At 61.2% G+C, this 24,920-nt stretch carries 29 protein-coding genes and 1 tRNA gene; 16 read left to right on the forward strand and 14 right to left on the reverse strand.

Translation table 11 applies throughout. The features are described 5' to 3' along the window. Positions 1-116: 116 nt before the first annotated feature. The 7 genes from ACYQ14_RS17525 to ACYQ14_RS17555 form a co-directional block, all read right to left on the reverse strand. Positions 117-461 carry a glutaredoxin family protein gene (locus tag ACYQ14_RS17525; protein ID WP_459889787.1) on the reverse strand — a complete coding sequence of 115 codons (345 nt, stop codon included), beginning with the start codon at positions 459-461 and terminating at the stop codon, positions 117-119. 149 nt (positions 462-610) lie between these two features. Then, positions 611-1,327, reverse strand: a complete 717-nt coding sequence (locus tag ACYQ14_RS17530) for an alpha/beta fold hydrolase (protein WP_459889789.1) — start codon at positions 1,325-1,327, stop codon at positions 611-613. 169 nt (positions 1,328-1,496) lie between these two features. Next, the gene (locus ACYQ14_RS17535) at positions 1,497-2,852 is read right to left on the reverse strand and encodes a PQQ-dependent sugar dehydrogenase (RefSeq protein ID WP_459889791.1); all 1,356 of its coding nucleotides are present in this window, start codon (positions 2,850-2,852) and stop codon (positions 1,497-1,499) included. Positions 2,853-2,987: 135 nt separating this feature from the next. Continuing rightward, positions 2,988-3,455 carry a DUF6691 family protein gene (locus ACYQ14_RS17540; protein WP_459889793.1) on the reverse strand — a complete coding sequence of 156 codons (468 nt, stop codon included), beginning with the start codon at positions 3,453-3,455 and terminating at the stop codon, positions 2,988-2,990. After that, positions 3,452-3,955, reverse strand: coding sequence for a YeeE/YedE family protein (locus ACYQ14_RS17545; protein ID WP_459889795.1), 504 nt, complete (start codon positions 3,953-3,955; stop codon positions 3,452-3,454). Before ACYQ14_RS17545 ends, ACYQ14_RS17540 begins: the two co-directional genes overlap by 4 nt. A gap of 85 nt (positions 3,956-4,040) precedes the next feature. Beyond that, a complete protein-coding gene (locus tag ACYQ14_RS17550; RefSeq protein WP_459889797.1) occupies positions 4,041-4,838 on the reverse strand; it encodes a M14 family metallopeptidase in 798 nt (265 codons plus the stop codon). A 219-nt stretch (positions 4,839-5,057) separates the two neighbouring features. After that, positions 5,058-5,540, reverse strand: coding sequence for a DUF309 domain-containing protein (locus ACYQ14_RS17555; RefSeq protein WP_459889799.1), 483 nt, complete (start codon positions 5,538-5,540; stop codon positions 5,058-5,060). A gap of 145 nt (positions 5,541-5,685) precedes the next feature. On the opposite strand from ACYQ14_RS17555, the gene ACYQ14_RS17560 reads away from it, so the two are divergent. Continuing rightward, complete coding sequence (locus tag ACYQ14_RS17560) at positions 5,686-5,841, forward strand: hypothetical protein (RefSeq protein WP_459889801.1); 156 nt, start codon at positions 5,686-5,688, stop codon at positions 5,839-5,841. A 120-nt stretch (positions 5,842-5,961) separates the two neighbouring features. Then, positions 5,962-6,044: transfer RNA gene (locus ACYQ14_RS17565), tRNA-Leu, on the forward strand. A 288-nt stretch (positions 6,045-6,332) separates the two neighbouring features. On the opposite strand, the gene ACYQ14_RS17570 is transcribed toward ACYQ14_RS17565, so the two are convergent. Beyond that, positions 6,333-7,100, reverse strand: a complete 768-nt coding sequence (locus ACYQ14_RS17570; RefSeq protein ID WP_459889803.1) for an SDR family NAD(P)-dependent oxidoreductase — start codon at positions 7,098-7,100, stop codon at positions 6,333-6,335. Between the two features lie 187 nt (positions 7,101-7,287). Between ACYQ14_RS17570 and ACYQ14_RS17575 the strand changes: the two genes are divergently transcribed. The 6 genes from ACYQ14_RS17575 (at position 7,288) to ACYQ14_RS17600 (ending at position 12,975) form a co-directional block, all read left to right on the forward strand. After that, the gene (locus ACYQ14_RS17575; RefSeq protein ID WP_459889805.1) at positions 7,288-8,091 is read left to right on the forward strand and encodes an inositol monophosphatase family protein; all 804 of its coding nucleotides are present in this window, start codon (positions 7,288-7,290) and stop codon (positions 8,089-8,091) included. A gap of 97 nt (positions 8,092-8,188) precedes the next feature. Next, positions 8,189-9,310, forward strand: coding sequence for a DUF63 family protein (locus tag ACYQ14_RS17580; RefSeq protein WP_459889807.1), 1,122 nt, complete (start codon positions 8,189-8,191; stop codon positions 9,308-9,310). 152 nt (positions 9,311-9,462) lie between these two features. Then, entirely contained in the window at positions 9,463-10,389 is a 927-nt protein-coding gene (locus ACYQ14_RS17585) for an NOP5/NOP56 family protein (RefSeq protein ID WP_459889809.1), read from the forward strand. Beyond that, the gene (locus ACYQ14_RS17590) at positions 10,382-11,023 is read left to right on the forward strand and encodes a fibrillarin-like rRNA/tRNA 2'-O-methyltransferase (protein ID WP_459889811.1); all 642 of its coding nucleotides are present in this window, start codon (positions 10,382-10,384) and stop codon (positions 11,021-11,023) included. The genes ACYQ14_RS17585 and ACYQ14_RS17590 overlap by 8 nt, the downstream gene beginning before the upstream one ends. Positions 11,024-11,151: 128 nt before the next feature. Then, positions 11,152-12,234 (forward strand): glutamate--cysteine ligase, encoded by a 1,083-nt coding sequence (locus ACYQ14_RS17595; protein WP_459889812.1) that lies wholly within the window; start codon positions 11,152-11,154, stop codon positions 12,232-12,234. A gap of 81 nt (positions 12,235-12,315) precedes the next feature. Then, a complete protein-coding gene (locus ACYQ14_RS17600; RefSeq protein ID WP_459889813.1) occupies positions 12,316-12,975 on the forward strand; it encodes a helix-turn-helix domain-containing protein in 660 nt (219 codons plus the stop codon). A gap of 145 nt (positions 12,976-13,120) precedes the next feature. Here ACYQ14_RS17600 and ACYQ14_RS17605 read toward each other — a convergent pair whose 3' ends face one another. Further along, the gene (locus tag ACYQ14_RS17605; RefSeq protein ID WP_459890116.1) at positions 13,121-14,236 is read right to left on the reverse strand and encodes a M24 family metallopeptidase; all 1,116 of its coding nucleotides are present in this window, start codon (positions 14,234-14,236) and stop codon (positions 13,121-13,123) included. A 407-nt stretch (positions 14,237-14,643) separates the two neighbouring features. Continuing rightward, a complete protein-coding gene (locus ACYQ14_RS17610) occupies positions 14,644-15,624 on the reverse strand; it encodes a tyrosine--tRNA ligase (protein WP_283835608.1) in 981 nt (326 codons plus the stop codon). Positions 15,625-15,984: 360 nt separating this feature from the next. Here ACYQ14_RS17610 and ACYQ14_RS17615 point away from each other — a divergent pair, with 360 nt between their 5' ends. Then, positions 15,985-18,414: an MEDS domain-containing protein gene (locus tag ACYQ14_RS17615; protein WP_459889815.1), complete on the forward strand. Its 2,430-nt coding sequence runs from the start codon at positions 15,985-15,987 to the stop codon at positions 18,412-18,414. A 140-nt stretch (positions 18,415-18,554) separates the two neighbouring features. After that, complete coding sequence (locus ACYQ14_RS17620; RefSeq protein WP_459889817.1) at positions 18,555-19,124, forward strand: SPW repeat domain-containing protein; 570 nt, start codon at positions 18,555-18,557, stop codon at positions 19,122-19,124. Between the two features lie 16 nt (positions 19,125-19,140). Here the strand turns inward: ACYQ14_RS17620 and ACYQ14_RS17625 are convergent, their stop codons facing one another. Then, a complete protein-coding gene (locus ACYQ14_RS17625; protein ID WP_459889819.1) occupies positions 19,141-19,386 on the reverse strand; it encodes a hypothetical protein in 246 nt (81 codons plus the stop codon). Positions 19,387-19,513: 127 nt separating this feature from the next. Between ACYQ14_RS17625 and ACYQ14_RS17630 the strand changes: the two genes are divergently transcribed. The 3 genes from ACYQ14_RS17630 to ACYQ14_RS17640 all read left to right on the forward strand — a co-directional run bounded on the left by ACYQ14_RS17630 (position 19,514) and on the right by ACYQ14_RS17640 (position 20,780). After that, a complete protein-coding gene (locus ACYQ14_RS17630; protein ID WP_459889821.1) occupies positions 19,514-20,065 on the forward strand; it encodes a hypothetical protein in 552 nt (183 codons plus the stop codon). A 128-nt stretch (positions 20,066-20,193) separates the two neighbouring features. Further along, entirely contained in the window at positions 20,194-20,583 is a 390-nt protein-coding gene (locus tag ACYQ14_RS17635; protein WP_283835613.1) for a nuclear transport factor 2 family protein, read from the forward strand. Between the two features lie 47 nt (positions 20,584-20,630). Continuing rightward, positions 20,631-20,780, forward strand: coding sequence for a hypothetical protein (locus tag ACYQ14_RS17640; RefSeq protein ID WP_459889823.1), 150 nt, complete (start codon positions 20,631-20,633; stop codon positions 20,778-20,780). Between the two features lie 155 nt (positions 20,781-20,935). On the opposite strand, the gene ACYQ14_RS17645 is transcribed toward ACYQ14_RS17640, so the two are convergent. The 3 genes from ACYQ14_RS17645 to ACYQ14_RS17655 all read right to left on the reverse strand — a co-directional run bounded on the left by ACYQ14_RS17645 (position 20,936) and on the right by ACYQ14_RS17655 (position 22,780). Further along, positions 20,936-21,271 carry a DUF7344 domain-containing protein gene (locus tag ACYQ14_RS17645; RefSeq protein ID WP_459889825.1) on the reverse strand — a complete coding sequence of 112 codons (336 nt, stop codon included), beginning with the start codon at positions 21,269-21,271 and terminating at the stop codon, positions 20,936-20,938. A 195-nt stretch (positions 21,272-21,466) separates the two neighbouring features. Beyond that, the gene (locus ACYQ14_RS17650; protein ID WP_459889827.1) at positions 21,467-22,423 is read right to left on the reverse strand and encodes a zinc-dependent metalloprotease; all 957 of its coding nucleotides are present in this window, start codon (positions 22,421-22,423) and stop codon (positions 21,467-21,469) included. A 57-nt stretch (positions 22,424-22,480) separates the two neighbouring features. Continuing rightward, positions 22,481-22,780 (reverse strand): hypothetical protein, encoded by a 300-nt coding sequence (locus ACYQ14_RS17655; RefSeq protein WP_459889829.1) that lies wholly within the window; start codon positions 22,778-22,780, stop codon positions 22,481-22,483. 397 nt (positions 22,781-23,177) lie between these two features. On the opposite strand from ACYQ14_RS17655, the gene ACYQ14_RS17660 reads away from it, so the two are divergent. From ACYQ14_RS17660 to ACYQ14_RS17670, 3 genes are all read left to right on the forward strand, one after another. After that, positions 23,178-23,405 (forward strand): LSM domain-containing protein, encoded by a 228-nt coding sequence (locus ACYQ14_RS17660; protein ID WP_283835620.1) that lies wholly within the window; start codon positions 23,178-23,180, stop codon positions 23,403-23,405. After that, positions 23,402-23,578, forward strand: coding sequence for a 50S ribosomal protein L37e (locus ACYQ14_RS17665; RefSeq protein WP_459889831.1), 177 nt, complete (start codon positions 23,402-23,404; stop codon positions 23,576-23,578). The genes ACYQ14_RS17660 and ACYQ14_RS17665 overlap by 4 nt, the downstream gene beginning before the upstream one ends. 122 nt (positions 23,579-23,700) lie before the next feature. Continuing rightward, positions 23,701-24,894 carry a threonine synthase gene (locus ACYQ14_RS17670; protein WP_459889833.1) on the forward strand — a complete coding sequence of 398 codons (1,194 nt, stop codon included), beginning with the start codon at positions 23,701-23,703 and terminating at the stop codon, positions 24,892-24,894. Positions 24,895-24,920 lie beyond the last annotated feature (26 nt).

Consider the following 24,920-nt stretch of genomic DNA (forward strand, 5'->3'; position numbering starts at 1 on the left):
GAAGGTGTGCCGGCGATAGTCGCTGGTTGCTAGTACGGGAGCGTGCCATATATGACCTGCTGTTATATACGGACACATTTGGCCCGTACCAATGTAGTTATCCGTCCGATACGCGATTAGGCCGTGTTCAGCGTCTCGGCGAGTTCGTCGCGTTCCTCGAGTTCGGTGAGGATGTCGGAGCCGCCGACGAACTCGCCGTCGACGTACGTCTGCGGAATGGTCTCCCAACCGCTGTGTTCCTCGAGTGCCGCGCGATACTCGGCGAGCGAGTCGAGGACATCGACGGTCTCGAACTCGTCGCGGTGCTCGCTGATGAGGCCCAGTGCACTTCGGGAGTACCCACACTGAGGCATCAGTTCGGTTCCTTTCATGAACAGAACAACCTCGTTCTCCGCGAGGGTTTCTTCGACGTGTTCGTCGACTTCGTCTTGGTCGTGGCCCTGATTCGGTGGGAATTCCATACCCGATCATACGAGCGTGTATCAGATAGGCCTTGCGTCATTATCCAGCATTCACCGTCCCGGTATTTGTCGGAAAATACGATTTCCGCTGAATCGAATACAGCCTTCGTCGAAGCGGATCCACGCGTTCGAAGTCAATTCGGCGGCAGTTAGACCGCAGTGAGTAGCTTCTCGACTAGCGTTTCCGGGACGGAGAAAAAGGGCGAGTGACTCGCCTCGAGTGCGTGGACTTTATCGCAGGGAAGCGCCTCGAGCATCTCCCGCTGGGCTCCGGGCGTGATCGCCCGATCCTGTTCGCAGCGCAGGTAGACCCGTGGGACACTCCCGAACTCGTCCGGGGTGGTTTCCACCGGCGTAACCATTCCCGCCAAGGGCTCGGGCCGAAGCAGTGATTGAGCGAGTTCCACGTCGGGTTCCGAGCAGTCGCCGTAGAACGCCTCTCGAGTCGCACTGTCCGGGACACGAGCCTCTCCGGCGTCCTCGTCGACGACGAGGTTCTGCGTGACTACCGATTCCTCGTCCGATTTCGAGTAGTCAACGAGCGAGTTGCCGTGTTCGGGAAGGAACGCCGAGAGGTAGACGAGCGTATCGATCTCGTCGGCGTAGTATTCGGCTGCTTGCGTAATGATCACGCCAGCCATACTGTGCCCGACCAGAATCGACGAGGTATCCTGGGCTTCAAGCACATCTCCGACGCGTTCGACGTGGCTCTCGAGGGTGACTTCCTCGACCGGGGTCGTGTCGGTTCCATGTGCAGGAAGATCGATCGTGACGACATCGTGACCGGCTTCCTCGAGTTTCGGTACGACTTTGTGCCACGCCCACGCGCCGTGCCATGCTCCGTGAACTAGAACGAACGTACTCATAGTCGATCACCGGAAACGGGCAGCGTTGCGGTTTCCATACGGGGAAATTCAATAGTAAGATCAAAAGAGTTATGGTGATTGAAAATTCCGACGAGAGAGACGTTATCCCAGCACAAGTCGTGTGAAAACCAGAGACATAACGAGTGCAATTTTCGTTCGAAGAACCATTTCACGACGGCTCGAGACGCACGATTCGGTCGTCGCCCTCAAGCGGGAACCCCCCGTCCGCTCGGCCGTCGCGATTCGACGTGAGCAGGTACAACGCTCCGTCGGGTCCCTGCTCGACGTGTCGGAGTCGGCCGTACTCGCCCTCGAAAAGCGGCTGGGCGGTCGCCGTCAACCGGTCGTCAAGCCATCCCTCGTCGTAGCGGGTCCCCTCTCCGTCTCCGTTGCTCGTTTCGCTTTCGTCGTTTACGGCTCCGGTCCCGTTACTCGAGGATTCGTCACCCCTCGAGAGCGTCACGGCGTACAGCGTTGCCGAGGGTAATCCGCAGACGAACAGTCGGTTTTCCCAGTTCGAAATCGCATCGCCATCGTAGAAGACGATTCCGGATGGCGCCCACGTTTCGTCGGGGCTCGTGTTGAGAACCGGTGGTGTCACCTCGTCGTACTCGTCGTCTCCGTACGCTTCGTACTCCGGATCGTCGGGGCCGCCGCGAACCACGTCCCACCCGTAGTTGCCGCCGGGATCGACGATCGAGACCTCGTCTCGAGCGACCGGACCGTGTTCGGCCGCGAACGGGAACTCGTCCGGACAAAAGTCGATTCCCTGCGGATTCCGATGGCCGAGGGAGTAGGTCCGGGAATCACTTTCGTCACCGAAATCGGGGTTCCCCGAAGCGGGATCGCCATCGGCTGTCACGCGGAGAATCGCTCCCGCCAGCGAGCTCGGATCCTGCGTCAGAGCCGGCGTTTCCGCGTCGCCGGTCGTCACCCAGAGATCGTCTTCGGGCCCGAACGTGATTCGTCCGCCGTTGTGGGTCGTCGCTCCCGGTATTCCATCGATGATCGGCCCGATATCCTCGGTCTCGAGATCATATCGAACGACGCGGTTTTCGACCTCTCCGGTCTCAACGGTGTAGTAGACGAATAGGTCCGGCTCGTCCGGATAGGACGGGTGGACCGCGACGCCGAGGGTTCCACCTTCACCGGGTGCCGACCGACCCGGGAGGTCGTCGGCCTCGAGGATCATCTCGCCGTCCGCCGCCTCAAGTTGTTCGTCCTCGCCCATCGCGTCCGCGTCGAAACGCCTGACGCCACCGTCTCGTTCGGTTACGAACGCGTCGTCGTCAGCGAAGGTGATGTCCCACGGGATCTCGAGGCCGGAGACGATCGTCGTCGATTCGACGTCCGCTTCAGCGGGCACGCCATCGGCGGGTTCCCAACTGGGTTCGGACCACTCGTATTCGGGTGCGTCTCCCGGCGCCGCGAGTTCCGTTTCGTTCGAATCCTCGAGACAACCGGCGAACAGAATCGATGTCGCACCAACCGTCTGGATGAAACGCCGTCGGGACGGACGGTTCATACGAATCGAGACGACCTGAAGCCACGACTGTGCTTCGGTTAATGTCCCACTCTTCCGGTAGCTGGTTCGTACGCGGATGACTCTTGACCGGCTCGATCACGACTTCATCGGGCCGATCACAAAAACGAGACGCCGTCAGTCGGCGGTCGTCGCCGAGCGAGCGTCGTCCGCGCTCGAGGAACGCCAAAGTCCCTGCACGTACGCGCCGATGAACATCCCCGCGATACCCCAGAGGATCGCGTAGTTTCCGATTCCGAGGCTGGCGTAGGCCGCGCCGGGACAGATTCCAGACAGTCCCCAGCCGACGCCGAAGATGCCGCCCCCGATGACGACGTTCTTGTCGAGCGTCTTGAGTCGTCGACCGTACGACGCCCCGGTCATCGGCGCTCGACCGAGCAGTCGCGGTGCCGTAAAGAAGACGATACCCGTCACGACGGCGGCACCGAACATGACGAACAGCAGGCCGAAGTCCTCGAACAGTAAGAACGAGAGGACGACCTCCGGTTGGGCCATCTGGCTCAGGCCGAGCCCGAATCCGAAGATCAGGCCGCCGACGAACACCAGCGGCATGAACAGTGGGTGTTGCTCGTGTTCGGCGCTCATGGCAATCCGGCCACCCCCAGGGCCTGCACGAGCTGTGCGGTCCCGATCGCGATCAGGAGGAAGGTTGCGACGCCCACGAACGACGCGCCCGAGACCGATCCGACGCCGCAGACGCCGTGACCGGAGGTACAGCCCTTCCCGACCCTGGTTCCGATCCCGATGAGGACCCCGCCAATCAGCAGTCGCCACCACTCGACGCCGGTCACCCAGAGGCCTTCCTGAGGCGAGAGCGTGACAGCATATATCGCCGCCCCGGCGACGATGCCGAGCGTGAAGACGACTCGCCAGTCGCGCGATGGACGGTACTGCTGGAACCGAGAGAGGTTCGAGGTGTACGATAACGTTGACTCGAGAAACGTGCTTGCACCGGCCGGAATCGCCGTTCCGAGGTAGATCACCGCGATCCCGAGTCCGACGAGCAATCCCCCAGCCGCGTAGTGGCTGATTCCGTTCGGGAACGGGTCTGAAAGGAGGGCCACGAATAACGGTAGTTCACTCATTACTCTCGAGAAAGCAGTCAGCGGGTATCAATGTGTTACACGCGGGGAAAATTGTGTGTAACTCGGCTGGCCGCCACTGATTCGGTCAGTCCGCGGCCGCTTTCGAGGAGAGGACGTCGAGTTTCTCCGCGGTGTAGCCGAAGACGTCGCGATAGCCGTTGGCCGACATGAGAACTGGATAGAACGGCTCGTCGGCGACTTGCTTCTCGCCGTCTGCGGCCGCGAAGGAATCGCCTTCGTCGACTCGAGTGAAGTTATCGACGAACACCTCGTAGGTATCGGCCTGATCCTTCCAGATGCAATCGATGAGTCGGTAGATGGGGAGTTCACGTCTAACCGTATCGCCCGGAAGCGCGCCGGTTGCAGTGAGGAACGCACGCGTGAGGCTATAGGCGTTTTCGGCGGCAGTTTCGCTCCCCTGGAGCCCGCACTCGACTTCGATCGTATCGATCTCGGTAAAGAGCCGTCCTTCCGAGAAGTTCCCGGTTTCGACCATCGCCGCGACGGGCAGTTGCGGACAGAGTCCTCTGGCAGTGTCGGTTACGCTCTCGACGATCGCGAAGGGTTCGTTGTGGCTCTGTGTCGAGTGCATCGAAAAGGTGAAACAGCCCTCGAGTTCGTCGGTGAGTTCAGCAGCCAGTTGCCCTTCGTGTGTTTCTGCCTCCGGATTGCCGGGGAACGTACGATTTAGATCCTCGTCGACGTATCGAACCTGTTGCTCGAGCGCTCGTTCGTTTGCGACGACGAGCTTGACGGGACGTTCGACGGCCGGCCGCTGCTCGAGCAGTCGTTCGACGGCTCGAACGCCGCAAGGCTCGTCGCCGTGAACGCCGGCGAGGATCGCCAACTCCGGCGTACCCGACCCGATCTGTGCGACTCTCATTGTCGGATATAGGTCGGTCAGCCTCAAAGGCAATTCGGTTGGGAGATGCCACGGTATCGAGTAGCACAACGGAGCTATACCCGATATGGAATCGTCCCGTCGGTCAACCGGTCACCGCTGTGAACAACACGGGCGGAGGGTACCTCGCTGGGGGAGTTCCGTATTCGACGGGATATCGACTCGCCGAACCAACACGAAGACACTCGAGCCCGACGTCCGTCACTCGAGGGAATCGGCGTAGGCGAAATCGACGTCGCGGGCCGCCGGTTTTGAGCCGTCGAGTCGAATCCCCCAGTCGTCGATCCGTTCGGGGTCCTCGAGCGCGTTCGTGAGGACGGTTCGAACATCGAGCAGGTCGACGCCGTAGTAGTCTCGAGGGACGCCCTGAAGGTACTCAAGCGCCGTCCGAAACAGCGAGCGCATGCCGTCGTCGTCCCGAAAGTCGACATGTTTGTACGCCCCGGCGGCGACCTGAACCATCCCGTGGAGAAACGCACTCTCGGTCCGTCCGCGGCCGTAGTTGTACCACTCCGCTTCGAAGCAATCGTGACTCTCGTGGAAGGCACCCGAGTTGAACAGGCGAACGCCGTGAATCGACGCCCGCCGGAGCGTTCCGTGCTCCCAGCGGCCGTCTTCCTCGAGCCACCCGGGCGGGTTTCCCGCGGGCGGTCCGACCGTCGGATCGTTCGTATGTTCGTCCATGCGGATACCAGCCCGACCAGGGAAATATCGGTTCGGGTCGTCCCCGTCGAATGGGTCCGTGCTCCCGATCGCGATCGGTTCTTCGAGCGAACGAGTAACCAAACGGCCATTGAACTTATCCGGTACCCATTGTTACCTCCGAGTAATGCAACAGCCGTACGGTCGTTGTGAGGACTGTGGTGAGCGCCTCTACGAACACATCGAAGGTGGGTACAACTGTACAAACTGTGGCGAGCGCTACAGTGAGGACTTTTTTGATATCTACTCTGAGCCGTCGAAAGCCGCGGTGGCGACTCGTTGAGAACGCAGACAGTTGTCAGTGCTTCTTGGAGTCCGTTTCTGGATCGAACCCTTGCCACCGACTCGAGGCAGCGCGGAATCGCAGGGTATTCAAACGATAGTCTCTAACAGTGGCGTGTGTGCGAGGGTAGCCAAGCGGTCAACGGCGACGGACTCAAGATCCGTTCGTGTAGACGTTCGTGGGTTCAATTCCCTCCCCTCGCATCACGCAAAGCGCACTACCGCGCGAGCGGGATGCCAAGGAATTGAATGACGCCGAGGTTCTGCGCAACGCGCAGGTTCTCGGAGGTGGTTCAATTCCCTCCCCTCGCATCACGCAAAGCGCACTACCGCGCGATTGCGCAGGTAGCGCCGTGATGCGGTAGTTCGCCGAGCACGATGCGGAAGATCAGCACGAAGCGATCTTCCCTCGCAAACTTACTACTGAAGATGAACTCGAGCGATAGCGCCGTTTTTCAAATTCGCTGAGACGAGAACGACTCCACACACCTCTTAGCGCGCGGTCCACCCCCCATCTGCGGCCAGACACTCGCCGGTCACGTAGCTTGCGGCGTCGCTCGCCAGGAAGACGACGGGACCCGCGATCTCTTCGGGCGAGGCGAAGCGCTCGAGCGGCGTTCGATCCAGAATCGACTGTCGGAGCCGGTCGTTCGCCTCGAGTTCCTCGGTCAACGCCGTCGAGACGTATCCAGGTGCGACGGCGTTGACTCTCACGTTGGGAGCCCAGTCCAGTGCCATACTCTTGGTCAGGCCGACGAGGCCGTGCTTCGAGGCGACGTACGGATGCTGACGGGGGAGTCCGACGAGCCCGCCGACGCTCGCGACGTTGATCACCGAGCCGCCGTCGCTCTCGAGGAGCGACTCCGCCGCGGCGGTCGTCACCTCGAACGCCCCGTTCAAGTTGACCTCGAGGACGCTCTCGAGGCTCTCCGTTGACACGTCTTCGGGCCGGCCGAGCGCATCGTCCGGGTTGAACCCGGCGTTGTTAACAACGATATCGAGCGCACCGAATTCGGATTCGGTGCGCTCGATCACCGCCGAAACCGCGTCCGGATCGGTTACGTCGGCGTCGGCGGCCATTGCGGTACCGCCGCTGGATTCAATTTCCTCGGCGACCGCATCGACTTCCTCGGCAGTTCGAGCGGTCGGAACGACCGCCGCTCCCGCGGCGGCTAACTCGAGTGCAACCGCTTTGCCGATACCTCGTCCGCCGCCCGTTACGACCGCAACCCGCCCCTCGAGATCAAATGCGTCGATCATTGTGTTCCCATATCGTTGTCTCAGATGCGTTGGCCCGAGTTCGTAATCTCGATTCCGTGAACCCCTGCTGTTTCCGTAGTGATCAGTTGGTCACCTGTCCTCTTGGATATACCGCCAGTTGAAGGACTCGAGCACCGAAACCAGCAAACCACCACAACTTTTCGTTTCCACCGCTGATACTCGAGTAATGGACGAACTCGAGCGGGCCGACGACAGAGCTGACTGTGCGCTCCGTGCAGCCAGAGCGGGCGCTTCTATCGCTGAAGACTCGTTTCGAACCACACTCGACGTCGAAACGAAAGACGGGAAGACGGACGTCGTCACACAGGCCGACCGCGACGCACAGGTCGCCGTGATCGAGGCGATTCGGGAGGAGTTTCCCGACGATGCGGTCGTCGGCGAGGAAGACGACGAACTCAAGGAAGTTCCCGAATCCGGCCCCGCCTGGATCGTCGATCCGATCGACGGAACGAACAACTACGTTCGCGGCCTCCGCGTGTTCGGGACCGCCGTCGCGGCGGTTATCGACGGCGAACCTGTCGCCGGAGCGACCGTGCTTCCGGCGCTCGAGGATACCTACCGCGTCGGTCCCGAAGGCGTCTTCCGAAACGAACGGGCGATCTCGGTTAGCGAGACGGCGGACCCCGAAGCGGCCACCGTCTGTCCGACCTTCTGGTGGGACTTCGACCAGCGCGATCAGTACGCCGCGGCCAATCGAGCGGTCGTCGAACGCTTCGGCGACATGCGTCGGTTCGGCTGTGCCCAGGCGACGCTGGCGATGGTCGCCTGCGGCGGCCTCGACGGAACGATGACGAACCTGCCGACGAACGCCTGGGATACCGTCGCGGGCGTCGCGATGATCCGAGAAGCCGGCGGAACCGTGACCGATCTCGAGGGCGAACGGTGGAGACACGACAGCGTCGGGCTCGTGGCTTCTAACGGCTCGATTCACGACGAACTGCTCGAGGCGACGCAGGCGATTGAGGGCTGAAGGCAAGGCTCGAGGCGCTCTCTCGTTTTGGATTGGCCGGTTTCAGCGCGTACGATAAACCGGAAACGGTAAGCGGTCGCCCCAACGGATATCGGTTATGGACGACTTCATCGAACGGTTCGGTCCGGAACACGTCTGGGCCGCGACCGTCGCGATCCTCGCTTCCGGGATCGCCCTACTGGCGATCTTCTTCCCGCAGCGAGTGTACGTTGACATCATCTGGCACTATTACTGGGGACCGGTGGTCGCCGACGCCCACGGCTGGAACTGCGTCGCGTGGGCCGGCGGTGAACAGGTTGAGTGTGCGGCCGGCACGGAGGGGCCGACGGCGTCGCCGGGGTACACCTGGCAGTCGTACGCGGGCTACATCCCGACGCTTATTCTCGGCGTCATCGGCATCATCTTCCTGATCCAGCGCCTCGATATCGACCGGTATCGCGCCGGCTTCTACGGGCTGTTTCCGTTCATGCTCTTCGGCGGTGCACTTCGCGTCGTCGAGGACGCGAACGTTGCGGCCTACAGAGACACTGGTGAGCTCGCGATCGAACTGCCGTGGTCCGGTTTTCTCATTAGCCCGCTCATCTACTTCGTCGTCTTCATCATCGCCGCAATCGCGGTCGTCGTCTCGGTGTGGCTCGAGCGAAACGACCACGTCTCGGGCTATGAGTACCCGCTTGCGGGAATCGGCACGGTGCTTCTTGTGGTGACCGTCGGTTATCTCGGCTACCTCACGGCAACTGAGCCGTACGCGACGTTCTATGGGTGGCTCCTGGTCGTCACGCTGGTCGGCGCGACCGTCGCGACCGGAATTACCTGGTTGCTCATCCGGACGCTCGTACCCGGAATCAATCGCGGGACGGAGTACATGGGACTCGTCGTCATCTGGGCCCACGCGGTCGACGGCGTCGCGAACGTCATCGGGCTCGACTGGGCGACCGCGTTCGGCCACTCGTCGAATCTCGTCCCCAAACACCCTGTCAACGAGTGGATCGTCGACACGACTGGATCGCTGTTACCCGCGGACATCGTCGCGGTGACCGGTGAAGCCTGGCCGTTCCTCCTCGTCAAACTGGCCGCCGCGGTGTTCGTCATCTGGATCTTCGATGAGACGGTCTTCGAGGATAGCCCGCGCTATGCAATCTTGCTCATGATCACCGTCGTCGCGGTCGGACTCGGGCCGGGCACGCGAGACATGCTTCGAGCGACGTTCGGCGTCTGATTCGATCTCAAGGTGTTTTCCGGGCGGTTCGCTCGAGCAAACGTCGGGCGGCTACGGGACTTTTTTGATCTGCTCACGTTCGAATGACTCTCTCCTGAGCTATGACGGCTCCGAACGGGGCCTTTAATCGCACGCGGCGGAAACGGGCACGTATGACTACGACAGCGGGATGGTTCGCGGCCGTCGCGTCCGATTCCGACGCGAGCGATGACGCACTCGCCGCCACGATACGCGAGGGGAACGCGAGCGAACCGGATTCCTGGCCCGCACGGGCGGTCGACGCAGGGATCGTCGACGACGAGAACGAGTACTACGATCTCCTCCACCGAGCGACGATGGCCGCGACTCGAGCGGCCGTCACCGAACGCGAGCGAGCCGACGACAGCCAGTTGATCCACGCGATTCGCGCGATGGACGACTGCCAGCGAACCGCGAACGAGCTGGCTGAACGGGTCGCGGAGTGGGGCGGAACGCTCGACCCCGACGCCGGAACGGGAATCGAATACGCTCGAGCGCTCGCGAGCAACGATCCAGACCCCGACGAGACGGCCGTCACTTCGCTGGCCGAGCAGGTCGTCGAACTCGAGGACGAGGCAGAACGGTTGCGCGCGTACATCGAACAGACGATGCCGACCGTCGCGCCGAATCTGAGCGCGCTTGCCGGGCCCGTCCTCGGCGCGAGGCTGATCTCGCTGGCCGGCGGCCTCGAGTCGCTGGCGAAGAAACCGAGCGGGACCGTGCAAGTCCTGGGTGCCGAGGACGCGCTCTTTGCCCACCTCCGCGGGCACGCTCCGTCGCCGAAACACGGCATCATCTACATGCACGACGGCGTGCGCAAGACGCCGATGGAGAATCGCGGCTCGGCGGCGCGGGCGCTCGCCGGCAAGCTCTCGATCGGTGCGCGAGTCGACCACTACTCGGGGGAGTACCGCCCCGACCTTGAGGCCGAACTGACCGAGCGCCTCGAGACAATTCGGGCTCGAACCGGCGACGAGTACAACGGCGGGGGCGAGGGCAGTGATGCGGTCGCCGATGCTGATGGGGTCGACGACACCGACGGAGGTGCCGACGATGAGTAACCTCCCACAGGGCGTCGAGCGCCGCCAAATCGACGGCGAGGAGCGACTCGCCACTCGAGGGGAGCCGGTCTACGGGGAACCGATCGAAGACCAGTGGCGCGCGTGGGACCCTCACCGATCGAAACTCGGCGCAATGCTCGAGCTGGGGGTGGACCATGGACTCGAGGGCGAGGAAACGGTGCTCTACCTCGGCGCTGCGAGCGGGACGACGGTGAGCCACGTCGCGGACTTCTCTGGGCCGACCTATGCCGTGGAGTTCGCCCCACGGCCCGCTCGAGAGCTCCTTTCGGCTGCTGAGTCGCGGCCGCGCCTGTTTCCGCTGTTGAAAGACGCCCGGAAACCCGAGACGTACGCCCACGTCGTGGAGTCGGACGTCGAGGTTATCATCCAAGATGTCGCGACTCGAGGACAGGCCCGAGTCGCACTCGAGAACCGGCAGTTTCTGGCAGACGACGGACGCCTGTTGCTCGCGGTCAAGGCCAGGAGCGAAGACGTGACGCGCGACCCAGAGGACGTGTTCGCGGACGTTCGCGAGGAGCTGACGGCGAGTCCGGACGGCTACGAGATCCTCGAGACCCAGCGGCTGGATGATTACCACACGGACCACCTCGCGATCGTCGCGCGCCCCCAGTAACGCGGTAATAGCGTGTTTCTTCGGCGAAACGCTCGCTCGAGACCGCTCTCGGGCGTACCAGGTTCCGATCGCCGAGAGCGCTTCCGAGTCCAAACCGTATTTACCACCTCGGCCGAAAGCCACAGACGATGGAACGCGGGTCGTCGGAATCGTTCACACGGATGGGCACACTGGGCATCGAAGAGGAATGTTTCGTCGTCGACGGCGACGGACGGCCCACGAGCGGGACGGACGAACTCGTCTACGAGCACGACCCACCCGAAATTCTCGAGGGTCGGCTCGATCACGAACTGTTCAAGTTCGTCATCGAAACCCAGACGCCGCTGATCGAACGTCCCGAAGACGCCCGCGGTGCGCTCCTCGAGATTCGACGGGCGCTGGTCGAATACGCCGAGGAACACGGGTACCAGATCGCCGCCGCGGGATTGCACCCCCTCGCGAAGTGGCGCGAACTCGAGCACGCGGAGAAGCCAAGGTACCAGTCGCAACTCGATCGGATTCAGTACCCACAACACCGGAACACGACCGCTGGCGTCCACGTTCACGTCGGCGTCGACGACGCCGACAAAGCGGTCTGGATCGCGAACGAACTGCGCTGGTACGTCCCGATCATGCTCGCGCTTTCGGCGAACTCGCCGTACTGGAACGGGTTCGACACCGGCCTCGAGTCTGCACGGGGAAAAATATTCGAAGCGCTACCGAACACGGGTATGCCGACCTACTTCGAGGACTACGAGGCCTTCGACACGTTCGAGCGGCGGATGCTCGAGGCCGATTCGATTCGCGACAGGGGTGAGCTGTGGTACGACGTTCGCCCGCACACAGAGCACGGAACGGTCGAGATTCGAACGCCGGACGGGCAGGCCGATCCCGATATCGTGCTGGCGTTTGTCGAATACTGCCACGCACTCGTCGAAGCGCTCGCCGAGGAGTACGAGGACGGGACGACGGGCGAACGACACCGGCGCGAACTCCTCGACGACAATAAGTGGCGGGCGATCCGGAACGGTCACGACGCGACGTTCATCGATCGCGATCTCGAGGGCACCGTCGGGCTTGGCGAGGTCGTCGATCGAGAGTGCGAACGATTGGGCATCGACGGCATCAAAGACGTCTACGACTCCCCGAGCGGGACGGACACCCAGCGCCGGCTTCGACAGGAGGAGGGGACGGATGCGCTGTGTGAGTCGCTGCTTCTCGAGGGAGAGTGAGTAGAATCGGCTTGCGAACGATTCACTACCCGCTGCAAAGCTTTAACACCGCGGACAACTTTGTCCCCGACGAGAGGACACATGGCTTCAGACGAGATCGACGAGCACCAGCCAGATGGTCCGGACGACCGAGCGGACGGTCCGAACGATTCATCCGAGACTGGCGAACGAATGCGTGAAACGGCGGCTGACGAGGTCGACCAGCGGATCGTCGATCTCCTCTCGTGGATCCTCGATACGGAAACGAGAGCGAAGATCTACGTCTACTTGCTGGCGAATCCAGGAAGTACGTCGGAGGAGGTCGCCAAGGGGACCGGCCTCTATCCGAGTACCGTCCGGGAAGCACTCGCGGAGCTCAACGACGAAGACCGCGTTATCCGGGAAAAACGCGCCAGCGAAGGCGCGGGGAACAACCCCTACGAGTACACGGCTATCCAGCCGAGCGACCTCGTCGGCGGCGTCGTCGATCAGGTCCAACAGGAACTGAACACCATCTTCACGCTCGACAGACTGCTCGATCGAGACGGCCCGCGGGAACTCGAGGACGATGAAGACGCCGAACCCGTGACGATCACGGTCGACGAGGACGACGTGGCCGCGCTCGAGGAAGAATTCGAGAACGGAGAGAGCAACGACGGGGCGTCCGACGATGGCACAGAAACGGATTCCGTTACGGAAGACTCCAGTTCTGAGGATCAAGACTCATCGGCTGATGACGCGTCGGATTTAGGGTCAGAATAACTGTACCGACGGTAGTAAGATAGGCCGGGTGACAGTCTCGAGAACCGGTCTCGTCGACTTCAACGGCTCAGTGTTGTCGGTTAACGCGTTGTCGCTTCACGTCTCATTGATCTCCGAAACTTCGGTTGACACTGGCCACTGTGAGTCACTCGTCGTGAATTCCGAGAATGCCCGGTCGCTCGAGTTCGAGATCACGGTCGACGGCTCGAGCGCTCACGGTCGGCCACTGGCCGGTGGCCGTCAGCGGTTCGAACTCGTTGTCGGTAACGAGAACGGTTCCTTCGCTTTTTGCACCCTGTATGGTCGGATTCCAGGCGTAGGCCATCGGCGCTCGCACGGCCGCCTCGTGATCCGGCGTGGCGATCCATTCGCGGCCGGCGAAGCCAGCGGCACCGCCCTGGTGGTGGAGTTCCCACTCGCCGTCCCAGCCGACTTCGTCGTAGGCGTGCTGGATCGCGTCGAAGACGTCGCCCGCCCTTGGGGTCGTCTCCGGTGTTTTGGTTGTAGTTGCGAGTTCTTGCGTGGCCGCAAGCGCCGTGGTCTCGACTCGAGTCGCGGCCGCGTGGCGTTCCTCGAGCCACGCCGGCGGGTCGAACGCGACGGTTCTGGTACAACTCGCGTGTAGACCGTCTCGCTGGGCGGTCACCGATACGAGCGCGTAGTCGCCGAGTTCCTCGCGTTTGGGCGTGTAGTGGCGATACTCCGTGGCGCGCTCGGAGCCGCCGACGAGGATGACGGGCGCTTCGATTTCTCGAGCCGATAGCGCGACCCGGAGCGCGGAGGCGACTTCGTGTTCGGTGTCCTCGCTACGGAGTTCGTGACAGACGGATTCGACCGCGGCGGCGGTTTCGGCCCCGAGATCGCGGTATCGATCGCAGTCTTGCTCGGTCAACGGCTGGCGAAGCGTCGTTGGATCGACCCGTTCGAACCACGGGATGTCGATATCCGCCGCGGCGTTTTTCCCTGCGTACTCCGTGAGTGCGTCCTCGAGGGACGTTTCGTGCCACGGGAATCGTTCGACTGCAGGTGGTTCCTCGAGGTCCGGACACTCCTCCTCGAGGATGCGGTCGGCTTCGATGTTGTCGGTGAGAAGCGTCAGTTCGTCACCGTCGTAACCGATTGCCGCGACGCCGGCGTCCGCGGCTCGGTCGATCACGTTCGAGCCGCCGGTGAGCCAGGTAAACGAGTTCGGACGGGCAAACCAGACCGACGCAAGGTCGCGATTCTCGAGATAGTCGTCGAGTCGCTCGAGTTTCTCCATGCCGGGTGCTGGCGTGGGTGGCTCTTGAATGCGACGAAGCCGCTCGTTTACTCGTCTCGCGATTTTCTTCGCTATACTCACTCGAAGACAGGAGTTCAATCTGGAGTCGGTAGTTGTTCGTTCGATAGTGTTTTGGGTAATTGATATTCTTCCACAGTTCAGCTGTAAAATGATTTCAACACCCCACTATCGCCGACAACAGGGATTTCCACATCCTCCCCAACCGATTCGGTCACTCGCACGCTCGTTCCCTCATCCCTCGCACGGGTTTTGATCGGGGTTCGATCGAACCCCGATCCAGCGCGCGCCGCCGCGCGTGCTGTGGTCGGTGCAGAGGCGCGTATGCCGTGGCTACTTCGCTGACAAGTGGTTCGTTTGTCGAGGGATTCGCACGTCTCGAGTGATTCTCAGGACCGAATCTCTCGGAGCTTCTCTCGGCCCGGCGCGATCAGTTCGTCGAGGTAGCTCGCGAGCGTGCCTTTGGCGTCTGCGGGATGGAGTTCGCCGGACTCGAGGTCCGCCTCGAGCGCTTCGTAGCTCTCGTAGGTAATATCGCCGCCGTACTCGTCGGGTCGCTCGACGACGACTTCCTCGAAGCGGGGGAAGACGTGGTACTCGAACAGTTCGAGAACCGGGTTCTCGAGGTCGCCTTCCGGATCGGCCGTCGGCGGACAGAACGCGGAGTTGACCTTGTCCTCGAGTTCGTCCGTCGAGTCCTCCATCGAGATGGTGACGCCCTCGCTTGAGGACATCTTGCCCTCGCCCGAGGTGAGATCGGCGACGATCGGCGTGTGGAGGCATGGCCGAACGTCGTAGCCCAGTTCAGGCAACTCCTCGCGGGCAAGCATGTGGACTTTCCGCTGGTCGATTCCGCCCACGGCGAGATCGAGGTCGAGATACTCGATGTCCAGAGTCTGCATCAGCGGGTAGACGACGTGGCTCACCTTCGCCGTCTCGCCGCCCTGAATCTCAGCCATCGCGCGCTGGGCACGGTTCAGCGTCGTCTCGAGCTCTAAGGTGTGCAAGTCCAGCGTGTACTCCTCGTCGAGCTGGAACTCCGAGCCGTAGACGAACTCGGTCTGGTCCTCCTCGAGTCCGTAGGCCAGAAACTGCGCACGCATCTGTTCGGCCGTCTCGCGGATTTCCTCGAAGGTTCCCTTGCCGTTGAGGTAGGCGTGGACATCCGCGAGCAAGACGACGACCTCGAGGCCGGCCTCCTGTAAGTCGATCAGTTTGTTCGCGGTCAGCAGATGCCCGAGGTGGAGCACACCCGAGGGTTCGTAGCCAACGTAGGCGCGCTTGCCGTCGGGATTCGAAGCGAGTTCCCGCACCTCCTCGTCGGTGACGACCTCCTCGGCGTTTCGCATAATCAACTCGTACGCGTCCATACGTGGACGCAACCGGGGCAGGGATTTATGCGTTCTTGAACGATGCCACCACTTCTGATAGTGTGGGGCTTCCCTTTCGAGCGCTCAGAAAAGAGAAGGCGTTCGAAGAAGGAAAGCAGGAGGAGGAGGAGACGCTCTCGAAGAGTTCTAGAATATCGAATGGGAACCACCCGCGGACTTTTATGTGTTCATCTGTTGATCCCTTAGTACGCGAATCGCCCTTCAGAACTACAGCTGAAATTACCCGAATGCGTCCTCACAGGGTACCGAAGACGATATCCACGCCGATCTCTGCTGATCTCGTTGGTGGACGGCTGCCGTGAACGTCGATGCCTTCAACTGACTGAACACGAGGAGATCATGAGCGAAATTAGACAAGACGCGGAAACAGACGATCCGACTGCCCAGACCGGGGTCGAGGCTCTCCAGGCGAGTCCCGACTTTCGAGGACCGGTCGAATCCTCGAGACATCACGAGTCGAACGATCACCTCGCGCTCGTCTACGAATCCCGAGACGAGCAGTTCCAGACCGCGATTCCGTTCGTCCGGCAAGGACTCGAGCGAGGCGAACGATGTCTATACATTGCAGATGAGAACAGCAAGGCGGAGGTTCGAGCGGCGATGGAGACCGCGGGAATCGATACGGAAGCAACACTCGAGTCGGGCGCGCTCACCATTGACACTGCGGCAAACTCCTACCTTCAAAACGGAGCGTTCGATCCAGACGAGATGCTGTCGATTCTCTCGACGGCGATCGACGACGCCACCGAATCGTACAACGGCTTCCGAATTACGGGAGAAATGACGTGGGTGCTCAGCGAGAGCACTGACCTCGAGGATCTCATCGAGTACGAAACGAAACTCAACCAGTTTTTCCCACAGGCTAACGCCATCGCACTCTGTCAGTACAACCGCAAGCGGTTCTCTCCGGAGATAATCCGGGATATCATCAAGACACATCCCTACGTGGTCCAACAACAGACAATCTGTCAGAATTTCTACTACACGCCCCCTGCTGATTTCTTCGGTCCTGAAACCCCAAAAAACACTGTCAATCGGATGATGGACACGCTCTATGACCGATCGACGGCGAAGAACGAACTGGAGGAACGCCAGCAGTCGCTCCACGAGCAAACCGAAATCATGGCCGACTCGACACAGACCTTCGAGGAAAAACTTCAAGATCTGTTCGAACTCGGCTGTGAACGGTTCGGCCTCGATTTCGGCGGCCTCGCCCGCGTCGAACCCGAAACGGATTCGTTCGAACTCGAGTATACAAACGCGACCGAGGACGCGTTCGAACCCGGTCTCGAAATGCCGCTTTCGGAGACGTTTTGTCCCGCAGTGATCGATCGATCCGGCGTCACAGCTGTGACCGATCCATCGCTGGACGATTTCGACGAAACCATCGCGCATCAAGAATGCGGCGTATCGGCGTATCTCGGCACGTATCTGGAGTTCGAGGCGACGGCAAACCGAACGTTCTTCTTCGTTTCTCAAGAGCAAAAAAGCGAAGGGTTCAGCGACGACGAACGCACGTTTCATCGGTTGCTGAGTCAGTGGGTCAAATACGAACTCGAGCAGGAGAAACGCGAGCGCCACCAGCGAACGCTGTACGAGATCGCAGCGGATACGGATCGGACGTTCGAGGAAAAACTAGACGCGATCTTCGAACTCGGTTGCGAACGCTTCGATCTCGATGTCGGCTGTATCGCCCGGATCGACAAACCGAACGATGCGCTGGAGATCGAACTGACGAGCGAATCCGATGGCGAGGTTGTTCCGGAAGGAGAAGTCCCGCTCTCGGAAGCGTACTGTCAGTCGATAGTGAGCGGCCAAGAAACCATCAGCGTTACCGATCCGGTAGGCGACGGATTCGAAGAGACCGCCGCCTACGACGAGTACGGGATCGAGACCTACCTCGGAACGCGAATCGAACTCGAGGCGTGTCAGGACAGAACGTTCTTTTTCGTCTCCGACGAGGGACGGTCGCGGGAGTTCTCCGCCGCCGAGCGAACCTTCCATCACTTGATGGGCCAATGGATCAAATACGAACTCGAGCAAAGACACCGAGAGGAGGACCTCAAGGAGTCGAACGAACGGCTGGAACAGTTCGCCTACGCGGCGTCTCACGACCTCCAAGAGCCCCTCCGGATGGTCTCGAGTTACCTCGAACTAATCGACCGACGCTACGGTGAGGAGCTCGACGACACCGGCGAGGAGTTCCTCGAGTTTGCCGTCGATGGAGCTGATCGCATGCGGGAAATGATCGATGCGTTGCTCACGTACTCCCGCGTTGAAACCCACGGAAAGTCCTTCGAACCGGTCGAGATGGACGACGTTTTCGAAGGGGTTCTCGAAAGCCTCCAGATTCAGGTCGAAGAGCAGAACGCGGCGATTTCCACGGAGTCACTCCCCTGTGTGAGGGGCGACTCGAGTCAGCTCCAGCAGGTCGTCCAGAACCTGCTGAGTAACGCGATCAAGTACAGCGGCGAGGAGCCGCCCCAGATTCACGTGTCTGCCGAACAACACGGTCGGAAAACGATTATTTCGGTCCATGACGACGGGATCGGGATCGACTCCGATAACGCGGATCGGATCTTCGATGTTTTCGACCGGCTGCACAGCCGCGAGGAGTACGCGGGCACCGGTATCGGTCTCGCTATCTGCGAGCGGATCATCGAACGCCACGGTGGCGAAATCTGGGTAGAATCCGAACCTGGCGAGGGGTCGACGTTCTCGTTTTCGCTGCAAACCTCCGGGGAGTTCGCCTCGACGCGGCCGAGTTGATCTCACCGGGACCCGCATCGATTGGAGGGGGTGGAGATCGAACCGTTTCCGTAGTAAAACGGTATTACCACCGACAGTGATGCGAACGCGATTGGAACGGTCACCGGCGCTTTTGGGATCCGACTCGAACCGATTCCGCGATGAGTGACCCCAGTCCCAACGACGACGGCGAGACGAGCGTGGGTTCAGATCACCGGGCCGGAGACGAGTTTACCGACGACGATATCGGCGCGGACGATCGAATCAAATCCGATGAACGAACGACGAACGCCGCGCAGGTCGACGCAGGTGGGGATCCGCGAAACGAGTCGACGCAGATCGCGAACGAAGAGCGCCGGCGAAACACGGCGTTCGTCAGCGGCATCGTCGCCGTGATCGGTGCCTGGGTTGTGCTGTCGGTGCTGGTCTACGACGTCGCGACGGCATCACTGTGGAACAACGTCGCGGTCGGTGCCGTCGTTTTCCTCGCCGCAGGCTACAACTACTACCGGTTATCGAACGACATCCCGCTTAGCACCGGTATCGCGACGCTCGTCGCACTCCTCGGTATCTGGCTGATCGTTGCGGCGGCACTTCTCGAGATGACGATGGGCCTCTTCTGGAGCACCGCCGTCTCGGGACTACTTATCGCGGGGCTGGCCGGGTACAACGCCTACGAATCTCGCGAAGCGACGACGGTCGCGACAGATCCCGATACCGGGACGCGATGAGAGAAACAGTTCGTTCTCACCGGGTGGCTGACGACTCGAGTTGTCGAAGTCGATAGGCTGCGGCGTAGTGGCCGGTTGCGACGACTGCAAAGGTGATCATCGCAATCGCAAACGCGATCGCGAGTGCCGGAGAGATGTCGTTGATGTAACTATTGCCGAGTTGACCGAACGCGAGTGCAACCGGACCGATAGAGATGAGCGAGCATTCGATCGGCGATTCGCGAAACAGTTCGGAATAACTGATTGTTTCAGACCGGACCATAATTCAAACAGGGGTTACGATTGTTGAGGGTCGGGTTGTCGTATTCTTTTTGGTTCGATCGTCAGCAGTTCGAACCGGCTTCGGTCGGACCGATACGTTCTTTCTTCACGCCCTCCAATCTCCGGTTATGCGGATCCGAGAGTTTAAAGACGTACTCGAGGACGTCACCGATCACAGCGCCGATCCGGAGGACTGGCGCGCTGTCGCCGGCGACCGCGCTGGCGGGGTCGGCGAAGACATGTATCTCGCCCACCCGAATGCGGGGGTGTTCTTCCTGAAGACGTACGCGAAGAATCCCTTCGAGGTCCACGGCGTTGGAACCCAAGTTGCTCGAAGCCTCGACGACGAAATCGGCTCGTTCCTGCCCAAACGCGAAAGCGGCGGCCGATTCGCCGTCCAGTCTCCGCCCGAAGACGAGGATCACGCCGAGTCCGTCGCGAAACGACTCGAGACGGTCGTCGAAACCCACGCGGACGCGCCGACAACCGCGGAGGATTTCTTCGACGACATGATGGACGCCCTCGAGAGTCCGGCGTTCGGTCCGATGGAGTACGATCAGTACGACCGCCCCGACGAACTCGACGGTCTCGCAGACCAGTTCGACGAGGCGGAGAAACTGTTGAGCGAGGAACTCGACGATCTCATCGAGGCCGACGGGGTCGACCGCGGATTCATGTGATTTCTGAGAATTCCTACCGCTTTCTCGCCGTCCACAGGATCGAACCCCTCCACGACCAGTTTTTTGCTCCCAATTTGGGGCGACGGTCCGCCGGAGAGGCTTTGTGTACTGGTCTCGAGCATCCACACATGAACGTCGAGGAAACGATTCGTGAGTACTACGAGACGTTACGCCGGGGCGGGCAACTACATCCGTATTTCCTCGAGGGCGACTCGACGACCAAGTTCGGGGTGAGCGAGGCGGTTTTCGGCTACGAAGACGTCGCCGACGCCCTTCGCGAACAGGCCGAATCGACCGCGGAGTGGACCGTCGAGAGCGAAAACCTCGTCGTCGACGACCGCGACGAGTACGCGATTTTCGCCGACGAGGTGACCCTCGCGTGGACCGACACGCAGAGCGGGCAGCGGTGGCGATTCGACACACGGTGGAGCGGAACGCTCGAGCGGCAGGGCCTGGATGCCGATCAAGCGGAATGGAAGTTCAGAACGATGCACGTCAGCGCCCCGCACCAACTGTGAGCCGACGAGACACGACGTCGAGAGAGCTTTCGGACGATAATCGTCTCATGATCGGTTTCGTCTGTCTCGTTGGCCTTTCGGGCGGGTTGATGGCGATCTCCGGCGACGCCTCCGTCCCCGTCGTCGGGCTGGCGACGATCGGCGGACTGGTGGTTGGGAGCTGTCTACTCTGGTATCTTCGCTGGATCCTTCGATGATTTCCCCGGCTTCGATTTCGGCCGTCCGTCGGAAACGGCGGGGACGGTCGCTCGCCGTCATAGGGTCTTGTAAGTCATTTCCAGCCAGACGCCACCCCGCTCTGGTGACTGATCGGTAAACAGTGACAACCGACCCTATCAAGCTATGGATACGGTCACTCTTCGCTGGGTTGTTCGATGAGTCGGGCGATCGTCACGACCGTCTTGAACTCCGAGGGCTGTCCGCGAACTCTTACGACGCCGTCTTCCGGAAGGTATTCGATAAATTCGACGGAACTCGCCTTCGGGAGGTGGAGGTGTTGCAGTTCGAGTTTGATCTCCCGGAGAAAGTCGTCCGGGATGTTCGGCGGGTGGGTATCCGTTTCCCAGGACGCGACCGTTTCGAGTAGCTCCTCGACGGTAACTTCGCCTCCGTGCTCTTTGAGATAATAGATAGCGTACCGCCGACGTTCGTCACTGAGCAGGTCGAAAACCGTATCGAGCGAAACCATTAGTGTCTAGTCGCATCCGATCGCTATAGCTGTCTCGGCGGTCGTCCGCAACGGGGAGGCCGCCGAAAACCGCGGATGACATCGAGGGGAAGATTACGCAACCGAGATGGACAGCAACAGTCGAGATGGACAGTAACAGGAGCAAGAGACGTGTGAAACGGAGCGGTCGGTGACCGCTTTCCCGAACGGCGGTGGTTACCGCTCGACTCGCCGAACCCAGGTTCCCGGAGAGTCGAGTTCGTCGTGGGTCGGAAGGTTCCCCGGCCGTTCCCACACCAGACTCGCGGTCTCGAGGTCCCGAATTCTGACGACGTGTTCGAAGAAGTTCTTTCCGCGTTCGTACTGTCGTTGCTTGAGTCCGAGTCCGAGCAGTCGGCGGAACAGTTGCTGGAGCGGCCCGCGACCCTGTCTGCGGGCGTCGAGCTTTCGACGCAGGTCTTCATACTCGTCGTCGAAAGCGTGGTCCATCAGTAGTTCTGCGTAGCCCTCGACGACGGTCATCGCGGCGTCGAGATCGCGAAACGCGGCCTTGTTGAATCTCCCCTCCGCGAGCGCGTCGATCCCGTCCTCCATGCGGCTCTCGAGGTGGTCCGACAGCCACGGAGCGGCACCGAACTCCGCGGCGTGTGTCACCTCGTGAAAGGCGATCCAGCGACGGAACCTGTCGGAGTCGACCTCGAGCACTTCGGCGGCGTTGAGGATGTTCGGCCTGACGAAGTAGAGGGCGTGGTCGTCGGTGGGTCTGTCGGCGAGCAACAACGGATCGTACTGGCCAAGCACGTTTCGTCCGAGAAAAGACAGCAATACCGTCATCGTTCCCGTGTTGATCGTTCTGGCGACGCCCGGGAACACCTCGGTGTGGTTCTCGACCGGTGCCATTACCCGCTCGAAGGTGGCGACGTTGGCGTCGATCCAGTGGTGGCGGTTCTGGATTTCGATGGTCTCGGGGACGTCGAAGTCGGCTCCCGAAACCTCGCGAACGCCTGCTCTGGCCTCGCGGACATCCTCGGCGTACGCTTCGCGTTCGCCGGGCGCGAGATCCAGCGATCCGGGATCAGTTGCAGCCTTGGCGGCGTCGGCGGCGGATTGCCAGTCGACTGCATCGTCACCGGAGGCCCCGGCGACTGCCCGGGCGCTGCGATAAAGATTCATAGCTGAACTAGGACGAGCGGACGCAAAAGCGTTCGGCCCGGTCGCTGTCTGCGGAACTTAGTTGACGATGACGTCCGGCTCTTCGCGTTGCTCAAACTCGTCTTCGTCGTCGTCACCGCGGAACTTCTTCAGGGCGACACCGATGCCGACCAGAAGTGCGAGTCCGATGAGGACGCCGATTGCACCCTTGCCACTCGAGTCATCTTCGGCGGCTGCGGCCTCGTCCTCTTCCTCGGAATCGAGCGCTTCCGTTTCGACCCGTTCGCCGAACGGAAGCGCGTCGTCGATCACTTTCGGACCGAATTGGGTGTCGCCGTCCAGATGCAACTCGATGAGGGTAAACTTCTTGTTGCCCATACGATGGACATCCACGGGAGCGCACTTAGCCGTTGTGCTGATCGAAGCGAGAACGGCCAGTGAAACGGAAGCGAACGGGAGCGTGGACGCCCAGAACCACGGAAGCCGGCGTAGCACTCGCAACGAACTCGAGAGATGTCTGGTCGAATACACTTCGGGTGTCGGCCACTGCTCCTCGCTCGTCAAGTAGTCGACCTGATTCGAGAGAGAACGACCGATTTTTGGCGTTTCTTCGAACTCCAAACCGAGTGGTGAGTGTGTCGACATGTTCCGATTTGTTTGGCCGGTACATTCATGTTTCTCGGCAATTCAGTCCCGCTATTGCAGGTTTTGCGGTGGTACTCTCGTTCCAGAGACGACCGGTACGATTAAGTGTCCATCACCTGCGGTCTTTCGTATGAGTGGACGACCGCTGGACGTCCTCGAGGCGTCACTCGACGAACGGGTTACAGTCCGATTGAAGAGCGGCGACGAGTACGTCGGCGACCTCACCGGCTATGACCAACACATGAACCTCGTCTTAGAAGACGTGACGATTCCCGTCGAAGACGAACTCGCAGAGGAAGCGCCGGGCGAAGACACAACCATTATACGCGGCGATAACGTCGTTTCGATCACTCCATGACTGGTGCAGGAACCCCGAGCCAAGGAAAGAAGAACAAGACGACACACGTCAAGTGCCGACGCTGTGGCAACAAATCGTACCACGTGAAGAAAGGCGAATGCTCCTCGTGTGGCTTCGGCAAATCGGCCAAACGGCGAGACTACGAGTGGCAGTCGAAGACCGGCGACAACTAATTCTGCAGGTATTCGCGTCTGCCGTTCTCGAGACACCCAAAGTGAAATCTGTGTAGCCGGTCGAATCCGTGCGTAGCGAGGCCAATGGACAGTCCTTAGTTCTGGGCGACGAACCGAACGGTATGGAGACGACAGACGCCTTTCGCGGCCTCGAGTGTGTCGACTGCGAGGCGACGTTCGACGCCGAGGACGCGAGCCACGAGTGTCCAGAGTGTGGCGGGATTCTCGATCCGAGCTACGAGTACGGGGCGATCGACCTCGATCGAACGCAACTCGAGTCGCGGCCGTTCGACTCGCTGTGGCGGTACGAGGAGCTGTTACCGTTCACGCGAGAGTCGGCCGTGACAATGGACGAGGGAACGACGCCGCTGGTCGAATGCGAAAAGCTGGCCGAGGAGTTGGGCGTCGGGCGAGTCCTGCTCAAAGACGAAGGTCGCAACCCGACGGGGACGTTCAAGGATCGGGGCCAGACCGTCGCCGTGACGGCCGCGACACAGCACGGGGCGAGCGACGTTGCACTGGCGACGGCGGGCAACGCGGGGCAGGCTGGGGCCGCCTACGCCGGTCGGGCCAACCTCGACTCTCACGTTTTCGTTCCTTCCCGCTCGAGTTTCACGAACAAGGCGATGATCAACGTCCACGGCGGCGACATGAACGTCGTCGGGGGTCGAATCGGAGACGCGGGCGCGGCCTTCGAGGAGGCGCTCGCGGAGAACGACGACTGGTACTCACTCCAGACGTTCTCGACGCCGTACCGCCACGAGGGCAAGAAGACGATGTTCTACGAGATCGTCGAGCAACTCGAGTGGGAGGTCCCTGACGCGATCGTTTATCCGACCGGCGGCGGCGTCGGCCTCGTCGGGATGTACAAAGCCGCACGGGAGTTCCGACGGCTCGGGATCACCGAAGAGCTACCGCGGCTCTACGCGGCGCAGGCCGAGGGCTGTGCCCCGATCGTCGAGGCGTTCGAGAACGGACGCGACGTGCACGAACCGGTCGAACACCCCGACACGATCTGCGGCGGAATCGAAATCCCCGACCCCGGCGCGAGCCCGTGGATTCTCGAGGCGCTCCGGGAGACCGACGGCGGCGCGGTCGCCACCGACGACGACGACATCCTCGAGGCGGCTATCGCCGTCGCGAAAGGCGAGGGACTCGAGATGGCACCCACCTGTGCCGCGGCCGCGAGCGGTGCGTGGGACCTCGCCGAAGGTGACGAGTTCGGCGGCGACGAGACGATTGTGATCCTGAACACGGGAACTGGGAACAAGGAAGCCGACGTGTTGCGCAGTCATTTGATGGGTCACGGAATCTGACCGGCTCGGGGAGGAGCAAAGCGGCC

The sequence above is a fragment of the Halostagnicola bangensis genome, assembly GCF_054653435.1.